The organism is Exiguobacterium alkaliphilum (assembly GCF_018138125.1).
In the GTDB taxonomy this organism is placed as follows: domain Bacteria; phylum Bacillota; class Bacilli; order Exiguobacteriales; family Exiguobacteriaceae; genus Exiguobacterium; species Exiguobacterium alkaliphilum.
The window spans coordinates 1,837,305-1,849,688 of record NZ_CP073101.1 but is presented as its reverse complement, the minus strand read 5'-3'; the positions used below and the strand labels follow the sequence as shown (position 1 = coordinate 1,849,688).

12 protein-coding genes and 1 pseudogene are annotated in these 12,384 nt (G+C 48.4%); 7 read left to right on the top strand and 6 right to left on the bottom strand.

The window, feature by feature from the left end; genetic code table 11:
- Positions 1–24 precede the first annotated feature (24 nt).
- From KB235_RS09535 to KB235_RS09515, 5 genes are all read right to left on the bottom strand, one after another.
- The gene (locus KB235_RS09535) at positions 25–183 is read right to left on the bottom strand and encodes a hypothetical protein (protein WP_198662332.1); all 159 of its coding nucleotides are present in this window, start codon (positions 181–183) and stop codon (positions 25–27) included.
- A 162-nt stretch (positions 184–345) separates the two neighbouring features.
- A complete protein-coding gene (locus KB235_RS09530) occupies positions 346–579 on the bottom strand; it encodes a hypothetical protein (protein WP_211779512.1) in 234 nt (77 codons plus the stop codon).
- 338 nt (positions 580–917) lie between these two features.
- Complete coding sequence (locus tag KB235_RS09525; protein ID WP_211779511.1) at positions 918–3,338, bottom strand: heavy metal translocating P-type ATPase; 2,421 nt, start codon at positions 3,336–3,338, stop codon at positions 918–920.
- A complete protein-coding gene (locus KB235_RS09520; RefSeq protein WP_211779510.1) occupies positions 3,331–3,696 on the bottom strand; it encodes an ArsR/SmtB family transcription factor in 366 nt (121 codons plus the stop codon). The genes KB235_RS09525 and KB235_RS09520 overlap by 8 nt, the downstream gene beginning before the upstream one ends.
- A gap of 95 nt (positions 3,697–3,791) precedes the next feature.
- The gene (locus KB235_RS09515; RefSeq protein WP_029595498.1) at positions 3,792–4,406 is read right to left on the bottom strand and encodes a CadD family cadmium resistance transporter; all 615 of its coding nucleotides are present in this window, start codon (positions 4,404–4,406) and stop codon (positions 3,792–3,794) included.
- Between the two features lie 317 nt (positions 4,407–4,723).
- Here KB235_RS09515 and KB235_RS09510 point away from each other — a divergent pair.
- The 7 genes and pseudogenes from KB235_RS09510 (at position 4,724) to KB235_RS09480 (ending at position 10,639) form a co-directional block, all read left to right on the top strand.
- Positions 4,724–5,409: pseudogene (locus tag KB235_RS09510) on the top strand (DsbA family protein).
- A complete protein-coding gene (locus tag KB235_RS09505; protein ID WP_114167382.1) occupies positions 5,409–5,849 on the top strand; it encodes a disulfide oxidoreductase in 441 nt (146 codons plus the stop codon). The pseudogene KB235_RS09510 and the gene KB235_RS09505 overlap by 1 nt, the downstream one beginning before the upstream one ends.
- Positions 5,850–5,953: 104 nt before the next feature.
- Entirely contained in the window at positions 5,954–6,661 is a 708-nt protein-coding gene (locus KB235_RS09500; protein WP_211779509.1) for a cytochrome c biogenesis CcdA family protein, read from the top strand.
- Between the two features lie 39 nt (positions 6,662–6,700).
- Positions 6,701–7,246 (top strand): thiol-disulfide oxidoreductase ResA, encoded by a 546-nt coding sequence (resA, locus tag KB235_RS09495; RefSeq protein WP_211779508.1) that lies wholly within the window; start codon positions 6,701–6,703, stop codon positions 7,244–7,246.
- A 326-nt stretch (positions 7,247–7,572) separates the two neighbouring features.
- Entirely contained in the window at positions 7,573–8,481 is a 909-nt protein-coding gene (locus KB235_RS09490) for a F510_1955 family glycosylhydrolase (RefSeq protein WP_114167384.1), read from the top strand.
- Positions 8,482–8,580: 99 nt separating this feature from the next.
- Positions 8,581–9,984 (top strand): sensor histidine kinase, encoded by a 1,404-nt coding sequence (locus KB235_RS09485; protein WP_211779507.1) that lies wholly within the window; start codon positions 8,581–8,583, stop codon positions 9,982–9,984.
- Positions 9,962–10,639, top strand: a complete 678-nt coding sequence (locus tag KB235_RS09480; protein WP_211779506.1) for a response regulator transcription factor — start codon at positions 9,962–9,964, stop codon at positions 10,637–10,639. Before KB235_RS09485 ends, KB235_RS09480 begins: the two co-directional genes overlap by 23 nt.
- A gap of 80 nt (positions 10,640–10,719) precedes the next feature.
- Here the strand turns inward: KB235_RS09480 and KB235_RS09475 are convergent.
- Positions 10,720–12,290, bottom strand: a protein-coding gene (locus tag KB235_RS09475) for an IS3 family transposase (RefSeq protein WP_211779505.1) whose coding sequence is annotated in 2 segments (ribosomal slippage) — positions 10,720–11,651 and positions 11,651–12,290 — 1,572 coding nt in all. Because the reading frame shifts where the segments join, the coding sequence is not laid out codon by codon here.
- Positions 12,291–12,384 lie beyond the last annotated feature (94 nt).

Genomic DNA, 12,384 nt, shown 5'->3' with positions numbered 1-12,384 from the left:
CTCGTGTTCATAATTTGTTTCAGTCTAATCGACCTCTTCATTTATGTCCAATTGAGTGTAGCCCATCCAGAACGGCTCGAAGGCCTCGTCGGGGATCTGTTCGACAAGGTCGTGGACAGCGAAGGCGATATCGTTTTCCTGGAGACGGACTTCTAAATCTAGGGGCAAAACCAATTGGTTCATGGTATACTCTTTGTACATAGGGGCACCTCCAAAGTTATGGTTTGGTCACTTTAACTTTATCAGAGGTCGCCCCTATCTGTTTAGTCCAAAATGCGTGCACGAACCCATAAAAATGACAAGAGGCCACCTGGAGCGAACAAGTCGCTCCAGGTGGCCTCTTTGTTATAAATCTACTGAGTTATGTCCCAGCCTCTTTTCCATCGGTTCACGCTCAGGGAACAAGAACTCATACAGCCATTTTTTTGTCATCCTGTCTTTCAAGCTGTCGATGCCACGCTCTGTGGCCCGTTGAATCACATCGCTCATCGTGTTCCTCGAATGTCCGGTGCTCGCACTGATCGTGCGTTGACTGATCCCATCAAAATGAAGTTCCAGTATCTTGCGACCATCAATCAAAACAAAACCCCCATACTTCAATGTCATGCCGACGGCATGCATCTCAAGTATAGGGGAGAAAAGGCATCAAGCGTATAAGTGGTATAGTGTCCGCACTGAGTGGCTCAGTTGTCCACACTCGGTGGCTCAGAAGAATGCACAAGTGGCTCATTTTAAATGCAATAATCAATCATACATAGTGATGACGACAGTCATCGGATGAGGAACCGGAAATCATTGTTTTCGGCAGAAGTGTAAAAGGCAAACGAGCAAAAAGTGTCAAATTCAACTTGACGTCTACAGTGCCCTACTATGTATTTCAGAAAAGAGCTTTCCAGTTGGCTGGAAAGCTCTTTTCGTTACTCTTTTACGCGCATCAGCCGCAAGCTGTTGAGTGCAACCAGAAGGGTAGCGCCCATATCGGACATGATGGCGATCCAAAGGGTCAGCCAGCCCGGAATGACCAACAGCAGCGCAATCAACTTGATGCCGATGGCGAACGTAATGTTCGCTTTGATGATATTCAGGGATTTCCGGCTCAATTTCACCGTGAATGGCAGCTTGCTCAAATCGTCGCCCATCAAAGCGACATCCGCCGTTTCCAAAGCGGTATCCGTTCCGGCTCCGCCCATGGCAATCCCGACCGTAGAAGCGGCGAGTGCCGGCGCGTCGTTCACGCCGTCTCCAATCATCGCCACCTTGCCGTACTCGGCCCGTAAGCGTTTGATGACATTCAATTTGTCCTCCGGCATCAGCTCGGCCTGGATTTCGGTGACGCCGACCTCTCGGCCGATGGCCTGACCGGTCGCTTTGTTGTCACCCGTCAGCATGATCGTCTTCTTGATGCCCATGTCGTGCAGCTTCTGGATGACTTCCTTGCTGGATTCCCGGACTTCATCCGCCACGGCAATGACCGCGAGGATAGTTTGTTCCGTTCCGATGATCATGGCTGTCTTGCCCTGATTTTGAAGGGCTGTTACATTTTGTTCCAAGTTCTCATCGGCACTTGCGGCGCCCAGCTCGTTGAAGAGGATCGGGCTGCCGATATAGTACGTGGTTCCTTCGACGGTTCCTTTAATCCCTTTGCCGGTAATGGATGAGAAGTCCTCGACCAAGACCGAAGAATAAGAAATATTTTCTGCATCCGCTTTTTTCATGATGGCCGAAGCAAGGGGATGCTGTGAGCGGTACTCCAGTGCTGTGACGATAGAAAGCAGCTCTTTTTCACTGATTCCCTTGTTCAGCACTTCAAAGTCCGTGACAACCGGAACCCCTTTGGTCAAGGTGCCGGTCTTGTCAAACGCGATGGCTTTCAGCGCGCCCATTTCTTCCAAATACACGCCGCCTTTTACCAAAACGCCTTTTTTCGCTGCGTTCCCGATAGCAGATACAATCGAAATCGGAGTCGAAATGACCAAAGCACACGGGCAGCCTACGACTAGCACAGCCAATCCTTGGTAGACCCAGGTTTCCCAGCTGGCATCAAACAGAAGGGGAGGAACGATGGCTACAAGCGCAGCAACGACCATGATAATCGGTGTATAATATTTGGCAAATTTATCGACAAACGCCTGCGAAGGAGCCCGTTCGCCTTGTGCTTCCTCAACCAGGTGGATGATTTTCGCAATGGTTGTGTCTTCAACCAACTTCGTGACTTTGACTTCGAGCAAGCCTTCTTCATTCAGCGTGCCCGCGAAGACGTCATCGTTCACCGTTTTGGCGACCGGCACGGATTCCCCGGTGATCGCCGCCTGATTGACCGCCGAATAGCCGTTGGTCACCGTGCCGTCCATGGCAATCTTCTGTCCGGGTTTGACAATCATGGTGTCGCCCACCACAATGTCGTCCACCGAAATCAGCTGTTCCTGGCCATTCCGCCGGACGAGTGCTTCTTTCGGGGCAATGTCCATCAACGAACGGATGGATTGGCGGGCACGGTCCATGGAATAGCGTTCCAGTGCTTCACTGATCGCAAAGAGGATGACCACGATAGACGCTTCCGCCCATTCGCCGATAAAAGCCGCCCCGATGACGGCAACGGTCATGAGGGTTTTCATGTCGAAATCCAGGCGTATTAAATTCTGGAAACCGACTTTGAAGAGCGAGTACCCACCAATGACAATGGCTGCCACGAATAGGAGGGAGGTTATCAAATTTTCTTCTCCATTAACGTACTGGGAAATGTACCCGAAAACGATCAACAGGGTGGAGTAGAGCAAAGTGCTATGTTTTTGGTAGAACGGCACGTTGTCCTCTTTTTTGACTGTCACTTTTTCGGCTTCCGTTTTCGAACCAGCTGGCCGACCTGTAATTTCAGGAGCGACCTTCAGGTTTTCAAACGCCCCGGCTTTCTCCAATTCTTCGACGGTGGCTGCCCCGTAAACGGAAATCTTTGAAGCGCCGAAATTCACTTTGGCATCTTGGACACCGGGAAGCTGCTTGACGTTGTTCTCGAATTTCCCGGCGCAGTTGGCGCAGGTAAAGCCTTCGACCCGGAAAACGTTTTTGTCCTCTTTAGCCACGTTCACTTCCGGGAGCGACTGACGTTTCGGTTTTTCCGGTGCAACTTTCAAATTCTCGAACGCCCCGGCTTTTTCCAATTCCTCGACCGTTGCCTCGCCGTAAACCGCAATTTTAGAAGCCCCGAAGTTCACTTTCGCATCTTGGACTCCGGGAAGATTTTTGACATTCTTCTCAAATTTCCCAGCGCAGTTGGCGCACGAAAAACCCTCCACCCGGAAGACATTTTTTTCCTCATCTATCTTTGTTTTCTCAACCAACTTCAACAACCTCCTTTTGATGGATGAAGGCCACTTGCACCAAGTATTTCACATGTGCGTCATCCAGTGAATAGTAGACCAACTTGCCTTCTTTGCTGTATTTCGCCAATCCCATGTTTTTTAGCAGGCGCAGGTGGTAGGAGGCCGTTGCTGTAGAAGAGCCGATGATATTCGCGACGTCGCACACACACAGTTTGTCCTCCAGCGATAAGGCGTAGGCGATCTTGATACGCGTATCGTCCGACAACGCCTTGAAGATCTTCGCCACTTCCAATGGATTTTGTTCAGACAGTTGCTGCTGGACTCGTTCCACCTTTTCTTCATCTACACAGACCACATCACAAATCTCTTTTGCCATTTTCATTCACTCCTTTTTCTCACTTCTGTTTACTCATTCGTTTTTTCAAGTAAGTGATTTTCTTCTATATAAAACAAAGAGTGCAAAGAATCACTTCAACTCACCAATCCCCAAAGGAATCGGAAAGTCCCATTCTCCGCCATAATCAAGATGCCGAGCCCGATGAAGACAATCGGCACAATCCACCGTTCCCAATTTTCTATCGTTTCAGAAATCGTTTTAACGGCTGCCAACCGGTAACTGAGGTAACACAAGACGGCGACCAGGATGGCAAAGACAACCAGCATCACCACAGTTTCACTTGGATTCAAGGTTGAAAAGTAGGGTATGTAGACGCCAATGTTGTCGCCGCCAGCCGCCAGGGTAATGACTGTAATGGTGACAAACAAGCGATTGGGGTTTCCGGAAGACAAACGGGACAGGAGATTCTCTTCGTCGTCCTCGTCTTCTTCTCGCTTCCAGACCCGGATGCCCAGGTAAATCGGAATGAGCCCTAGCAAGCCCACCCAGTGGGACGGCACAAGCGTCAGGCTGTACGCAGCCAACAGGCTGACGCCCACCAAGATGGCTGTTCCTAGGTATTGTCCGATGACAATGGATTTTAACTGGCCTTTTTTCATCGTTTGTGAAAACAGGATCAGCAAAATAATGACGTAATCAATGCTGGTCGCCACATAAGCGGCAACCGCGGTAAAAATCGTGGTTAACAGCACCCTCATCTCCTTTACGGATATCCTAGTGTGAAGTGATACCCTCTGATAGTTATAAATTCAAACAAACGTTTGATTAATGCAAGTGTACAAAGATTTCGCTAGATTGTCAATTATATATTCAAATGATTGTTTTAATGTTTGGGCATGCTTGTTAGATTGAACAGGGAGCGACAAGTGGCAAGGCAAATTGAAATTTAGTATGGCCAATGCCTGCATGTCTTGTTAAGCATTCTATCTTTAGAAGAGCTGAAAATGGTATAGAAGAACAATGTGGAGTAGTTGATTGATAAATCATGATAGGAAAGAGGGATAATATGGATAAAAACAATAAGAAGAAACAGTCCGGAATGAAGTTCGCAGTTCTCCTGACACTATTGGCGGTTGGCATTTTAGCAGCAATCGTCGTGCTCACAAACCAGCAATCTGCTTCACCCGTGGAAACAGGAGAAGTAGATATTACGGGCCAGCCAACGCTTGGTGAAAGTGATGCACCGGTCACGGTCGTGGAATTCGGGGATTTCAAATGCCCGTCCTGTAAAGCTTGGGGAGAAATGGTATATCCGCAGCTGGTGGCGGACTATGTCGAGACGGGGGATGTGAAGTTCTCCTACATCAATGTCCTGTTCCATGGCAATGAATCGATGATCGGCTCTTTGGCGTCGGAAGCAGTCTATGAACAAAGTCCGAACGATTACTGGGATTTCTACAAAGCTCTATTTGCGGAACAGCCGGCAGTTGAAAATCACGATGCCCTTGGCTGACACAGGAAAAAACGGTGGAAGTGGCTTCCCAATTCCCGGCCATTGACCTGGAACAGCTGAAGGAAGACATGGAAAAGCAAACGGCCATGGACAAAGTCAAAACAGATGAAGCGTTGGTGGAAGAACACGGGGTAGCGATGACACCAACGATCGTGGTCAATGGACAGACGCTGGAAGATCCGTTTGATTACGATGCCATCAAAGCATTGATCGATGAAGCGTTAGCGGAGGAAAACTAATGAACGAAACCCATAAAGTATCGGATAAAAGGGGCTTCTTGCTGTACGGAGCTTGGTTCGTCTCGTTGATTGCAACGCTCGGCAGCCTGTACTTCAGTGAAATCAAGGGGTTTATCCCGTGTGACCTGTGCTGGTTTCAGCGGATTTTCATGTATCCGCTTGTGTTGATTTTAGGGATCGCGACGTTCCAGAACGATTGGAAGGTTGTCCGCTATGCCCTGCCCTTATCAGTTATCGGGGGAAGCATCTCGGTCCTGCATTACATGGAACAAAAGATTCCGGGGTTCGGTGGTCTCCGGCCATGTGTAAGCAGCGTTCCCTGTAGCGCAGAGTATATCAATTGGTTTGGGTTCATCACCATCCCCTTCCTCGCATTTATCGCTTTCCTCTTAATCAGTGTGGCGATGGTAATTCTAGTAATGAAGAATAGAGCGAACTGACGGATCGCCCCTAACAATCTATCACGGACTGTCATTTTTACAGAAAGCGACGATAGGGCAGTTAAGGAACTATACACGTCAATCATCTAAAAGGAGACTGTTCTATGGCTGAAGTAAGTTTATTGCTGGCGTTCGGCGCCGGATTGTTATCGTTCCTCTCGCCTTGCGCGCTTCCACTGTACCCGGCTTTTTTGTCCTACATCACTGGTGTCTCGGTCAATGAGCTGAAAACCAGAAAAGGGGCGATGAAAAAGAGCGCGTTGATCCATACGGTGCTTTTTTTGGTCGGGTTTTCCATCATCTTTCTGGCGCTCGGGTTGTCCACTTCGTTCATCGGCTCTTTCTTTTTTGAGAACGCCGACCTGCTGCGCCAGCTGGGTGCCATCTTGATGGTGTTTTTCGGCTTGGTGCTGACCGGTGTCCTGAAATTCGACTTCCTGCTTTCGGATAAGAAAGTCCATTTTCAAAAACGGCCATCGGGCTATACCGGCTCCGTGGTAATTGGGCTGGGCTTCGCCGCCGGATTGACGCCGTGTACCGGCCCCATCCTGGCCGCGGTGATAGCGATGGGGATCGCCGATCCGAGCCGCGGGCTCTTGTATATGCTGTTTTACGTCCTCGGCTTTGCCATTCCGTTCCTCTTGATGTCGTTCTTCATCGAGAAGATGACCTTCCTAAAGAAACGGAGTGCGCAGTTCATGTCGATCGGCGGAGGCTTGATGGTCATCATGGGTCTCATGTTGTATTTCGATATGATGACGGACGTCATCGCTTACCTGTCGCAGTTCACGGGTGGGTTCACTGGATTTTAATAGACCGGACTTATAATATTTAGAAAGGCGTGACGCTATATGACTGCGAAAAAGAATAAAAAGAAGAACCGTTTGATAATGAGGACAAGCATTTTGCTTGTCCTGGCAGGGGCTATAATCTTTACCATCTACAACGGATTAACAAAAGAGAAAAACGAATTGCTGCAAGTTGGAGATTGGGCACCCGATTTTGCTTTGACGGATTTGAATGGGGAACGGCATCAGCTGTCTGAGTACAAAGGGCAGGGGGTGTTCGTGAACTTTTGGGGTACTTGGTGCAAACCGTGCGAAAAAGAGTTCCCGCTGATGGAAAAGCAGTACCAGGTATACAAGGATCAAGGTGTGGAGATACTCGCTGTCAATATTGCGCAATCCGATTATGAAGTGAGACAATTTGCTGAACAGCGAAATTTAACGTTCCCGATTGTTATCGATAAGGACAAAAGTGTTATGGAAGCTTATAATATCCGTCCATTGCCGACTACTCTGTTAGTCAATCAAGAGGGCAAAATCGAGAAAATTATTACGGGTGAAATGTCCGAAGAGGATATCGCGAGTTATATGGAACAGATCAAACCGTGCTGATACCTCTGAATTTCCCAAGCATAATGCGGGCCACGTTATTTTGAAAAATGCTGCAAAGAAAAAACGAGAAAAAAACATTTCTTTAAAGTGGACTAACCGAAAGAAAAGAAATGTCAGGTGTAGAAAATTTATAAATAAAAATCAGGCAAAGATCCTCCACCGGACCGATTGGAAGGATTATTCCTTTTGGGTCAATTGTAGAGGGAATGGATTACCTGTTTTGAAATCAAGATATCTGCACAAAAAGTCGAAACTTTTTCGTTAAGCTATAAGAGGTTGATACTTATGGAAAGTATAGAAAATTGACATATTCGGAGGGCATCTACATGAAAAAAAAGAGAATGGGCATAGCGGTACTGTCGGCTTTGCTTTTGCTGGCAGGATGCAGCAACGATACAGCGGATTCATTTGAAGTTCCATTTGAAGGAGAACTGAGACACGTCCACGGTATGGGCTATGCAGGAGGTGGGAACGATTTGTATTTTGCATCACACAGCGGTCCAAAAATTTATCGCGATGGCGAATGGTTTGAAACAGCGGATAATTTTTTCGATTATATGGGCTTTAACGCTGTAGATGAAGGCTTTTATTCTTCGGGACACCCGAGCGCAGATTCGGATTTGCCCAATCCGCTTGGGATTCAGCGGAGTACAGATGGCGGAGAAACCTTGGAAGAGATTGCATTTCAAGGAGAAACGGACTTTCATGCGATGGCTGTAGGGTACACCAGCCATGATATTTTCCTGCTCAATCCAGCAAAAAACTCCTTGCTCGAAGCAGGGTTCTACAAAAGTAACGATATAGGAGAATCGTGGGAGCCGGTCAAAGCTTCAGGATTAGAAGGAGAAGTGATGGCGCTCGCCCTTCATCCGACAGATTCGAACTTCGTTGCTGCAGCTACTTCTACAGGTGTGTATTTCTCACGTGATGGCGGCGAAAATTTTGAGGCGATTACATCGGAAAATGAAACAGGCACAGCGGTGCATTTCACCGAAGACCAGTTGTATTTCGGAAGCTACGGGACAGCGGCGGCTTTGGTGAAGTATACTATGGAAAATGAAGAACTGAAGACGGTGAACATACCGGATCTTCCGCAAGATGCCATCGCTTTTATTGCACAAAATCCGACTGATGAAAGGGAACTGGCGATCTACTCACTCCAGGGCAATGCTTACTTGTCGGAAGACGGATCACAGACCTGGAAAACGCTGCTGGAAGAGGGAAAAACCAAGTAGAAACCAGCTAGCCGTTTGAAAGACGAACCGAATCCAACAGCTTTCGGCAGCAGTCTTTGTCTTGATTGCTGCTAACCAATCGACTTAAAGAGGGATGCCATGTTAAACAGGCTTGCATTGAAAATAGGTTTGCTGTTTTTTGTGTTTATTATCATCATTGAATCGGTTTTGTTTCTAACCCTGTACGTTACTTTTGTCAATGAACGGGTGGATGAAGTCATGACCAACCTGCTTGCAAGAGGGAACACCCACAGCGAAGTATTGGAAGACAGTTTTGAACCGGCGACATTGAACCATGTGGCGTTGATGGAATCGGCCTCCGATTTCATCGTCATCATCACGGATGCAGATGGCAACGAATTGACCCATTCCGATCTGATTGAACCTGAAATGAGGGAAGTGTTGGAACACACCGATTTTGATGAGGTTCTGCAGGGAGGGAAGGTCGTGGAAGAGCGATGGGACAAAAAAGAGTTTATTGCGACGGACAGCCCAATCACCATTGAAGGAGAACATAGAGGCCACGTGTTCATGTTTGCGGAAACCAATCATATCAAAGGGATGGTCAGTCATTTGCGAAACCAATTCCTGATTGTTGGCCTGATTGCTGTCGGGTTGACCGTCATCACAATTTTTCTGCTATCCCGATTGATTACGTTGCCGTTGATTCGGATGAAAGAAGCGACGGAACAGTTAAGCGAAGGGCACCACGAGGTCAGCCTGAATATTGGCCGAAACGATGAGTTGGGAGAGCTGGCGAAAGCCATCACTGCTCTATCCAGTGACTTGGAACATTTAAAAAATGAGCGGAATGAATTTTTGGCGAGTATTTCGCACGAGTTGCGGACGCCGTTGACCTATATCAAAGGATATACCGATATCGCGAGCCGGCCGGATGCATCCGAGGAAGAGAAAAAGGAATACATTGGCATCATCCGGGAAGAGACGGCCCATTTGACGGAATTGATCCGGCAGCTGTTTGAGCTGGCTCAGATGGATCATAACCAGTTCGCCATTCAAAAAGAGGAATTTTCACTGGAGATGCTTTTTGCATCCGTCGTTGCCTTGGTTCGGCCAGCTTTTGACGAGAAACAGATTTCATTGGCTGTCCATTGTGAACATGAGATTGTCGCCTTCATTGATCCCGAACGTTTTCAGCAGGTATTGCTGAATGTCTTGGACAACGCCCGCAAGCATTCTCCTGAAGGAACACAAGTGGTATTACAGGGAGTCCAAGATAAAGGTACCATCACCATAAGCATCCGTGATGAAGGAGAGGGCATACCGGAAAAAAATCTTCCTTTTGTTTTTGAACGATTGTATCGGGTCGATAAATCCAGATCCAGACAGTACGGAGGAAGCGGTCTTGGCCTGGCGATTGCAAAAGAAATCGTCGAATCGCACGGTGGTCTCATGACGCTTCAAAGTGAGTACGGACAAGGGACAACCGTCCTGATAGAATTGAAAAGGGGGGATTCGCTTGCAGAAAGTGCTGTTGATTGATGATGAACAACGAATGCTGGATTTAGTGGCTTTATATTTGAAGCCGCATCAGTACCTCTGTAAAAAAGCACTGGGAGCTCATGAAGCCCTCGACTATTTGGAATCGGAACCTTTCGATCTCGTCTTACTGGATATCATGATGCCGGAAATGGATGGCTGGGAACTGTGCCGCGAAATCCGGAAATTTTCGGATGTGCCAATCATTATGCTGACGGCGCGGGAACAACAGGAGGATATTGTTAAGGGATTGAATATCGGGGCGGATGATTACATCACAAAGCCGTTTAATGAAGATGAGTTGCTGGCCCGGATGGGGGCGCTGCTTCGCAGGAGAACTCCGAAAAATACCATTGAAGTGGACGGTTTGGTGTGGGACGAAGACCGGATTGAACTTACGTACGGCAAACATATCATCAAATTGACGCCAAAAGAATTTCTGATGGTGGGCCACCTGATGAAGAATGCCGACAAAGTGTTTACGAGGGAGCAGCTGATCCACTTAATTTGGGGATTCGACTCAGAGACGGAAGGGCGGACCATCGATTCGCATGTGCGAAATGTTCGGGAAAAAATCCGCCAGTCCGGTTTTCCGGTCGATGATCATTTTCTCACGGTTTGGGGAATCGGCTACAAATGGATCCATGAAGCAGAATGATGCTTGATAAAAGAAAAGGTCCGTCGGAAAATATTGAACTGCTCCCCGTCAAGTAGACAGGGCAAATAATGAAAACCAAACTAGGCGGCTTGAGTCCTGTATTCGACAGGGCTCAAGCCGTTTAGCCGTTTCTGGAAACGGTCATGGTTGTAGAACGATATGTAGGCCTCGATGGCCGATGTGAGTTCGTTATAGGCCTGGAACTCACGCAGGTAGTACATCTCGACTTTCAGGGTGCCCCAAAAGCCCTCGATCGGGGCGTTGTCGATGCAACGTCCGACCCGGGACATGCTGTGGGTCAGCCCCGCGTCTTCCACCATGCGTTTGAACCCTCTCGATGTGTATTGATATCCTCGGTCACTATGGATCATCGGACTCGCTCCTGTACGGAGCCCCGCGATCGCTGGCATCATCGTCTGGAAGACGAGCGCGTTGTTGTTGGATTTCCCGATGCGATAGGCGACGATTGAGCCGTCATACAGGTCGATGATCGCGCTCAGATACGCCTTCCTCCCGGCGCCATATTTGAACTCGGTGACGTCGGTGCACCATTTCTCGTCCGGTCGTGACGCGCTGAATTCCCGGTTCATCAGGTTCTCGGCCACATGCTGCGGTGACGACTTTTTGTACCGCTTTCGTTTCTGGCGGATGACCGAACGGATCTCATGGATGCGCATGAGACGATAGATGCGCTTCTCGTTGTATGCCGGCAGGCCATGCTGGCGTCGTCTGCGATTGACCGTCATGGTGATCCGTCGATACCCGTAGGTCCCATTCACCTGGTCGTAGAGGAGACGGATGTCCTCCAGTAGACTCGAGTTTTCTTCCTCGCGTACCGAGACGGTACGTTTTAACCATTTATAATAGGCGGCCCGTGAGACCTGCGCGATCTCGCATAGGAGCACGACCGGGAACGTGTCGCTTGTCGACATTTCCTTGATGGCCATGTACCGCAATTGTAGCCGGATCTGGCTGATCAACCTCTCCTCTCGATCTCCTCTAACTTTTTTAGGAACAGATTCTCGGCCCGAAGGCGCTCATTCTCCCGTTCAATCTGTTGGATGCGACGTTCGAGCTTCTCCTCGTTGGTCAGTTCCTCTTCTTGCTTTGTCCGTCCGCGCCGGTCCTCGAGCCCGTGCACGCCGTCGGTGTCATATTTTTTCGTCCAGCCGTAGACCTGCTGGTACGACACGGCGAATATCTCGGCCGTCCTTTGATAGTTCCGTCCGTTGTCCAGGCAATACCTGACGATCTCCATGCGTTCCTCGAATGTTGTCTTTCTCCCTTTGGCCATAGCTCGATCCATCCCTTTTCTCGAATCTGTTAACTCGCTATGACCAGTATACTTCTTGATCCACCGATATAGAACCGACCAACTACTAATATGATATTTGGAGAGAACCTCCATTTTAGTGAACCCATCGAGATAGTCACGTACGGCCGCGATCTTCTGTTCCTTGGTGTAATGTTTCCATGTCTTCGACTCCTTCAACGCATCGATCCCACCGGTATCGAATTTCACTTTCCACACCCGGAGGGTATTCTCAGAGACGTGATGGGCCTCCTCGATTTCCTTCCAGGTGTATGTCCCTTCTTCCATCATACGTAGCGCACTCAGTTTTTGTTCAATCGAATGCCGACTTCTCGCCATAAAAAACACTCCCCGATAAGAATAAACAGATTTGTTATTTCATCTGTCTACCTATTGGGGAGCATATCATATTTCCGACGGGCCTTTTTGAGTA

What these genes read in the sequence shown, in the direction of transcription:
- KB235_RS09535 (WP_198662332.1), bottom strand. Translation starts at nt 183, where the DNA reads ATGAACCAATTGGTTTTGCCCCTAGATTTAGAAGTCCGTCTCCAGGAA.
- KB235_RS09520 (WP_211779510.1), bottom strand. Translation starts at nt 3,696, where the DNA reads ATGGCAAAAGAGATTTGTGATGTGGTCTGTGTAGATGAAGAAAAGGTG.
- KB235_RS09505 (WP_114167382.1), top strand. Translation starts at nt 5,409, where the DNA reads ATGAACGAAACCCATAAAGTATCGGATAAAAGGGGCTTCTTGCTGTAC.
- KB235_RS09500 (WP_211779509.1), top strand. Translation starts at nt 5,954, where the DNA reads ATGGCTGAAGTAAGTTTATTGCTGGCGTTCGGCGCCGGATTGTTATCG.
- resA (WP_211779508.1), top strand. Translation starts at nt 6,701, where the DNA reads ATGACTGCGAAAAAGAATAAAAAGAAGAACCGTTTGATAATGAGGACA.
- KB235_RS09490 (WP_114167384.1), top strand. Translation starts at nt 7,573, where the DNA reads ATGAAAAAAAAGAGAATGGGCATAGCGGTACTGTCGGCTTTGCTTTTG.
- KB235_RS09485 (WP_211779507.1), top strand. Translation starts at nt 8,581, where the DNA reads ATGTTAAACAGGCTTGCATTGAAAATAGGTTTGCTGTTTTTTGTGTTT.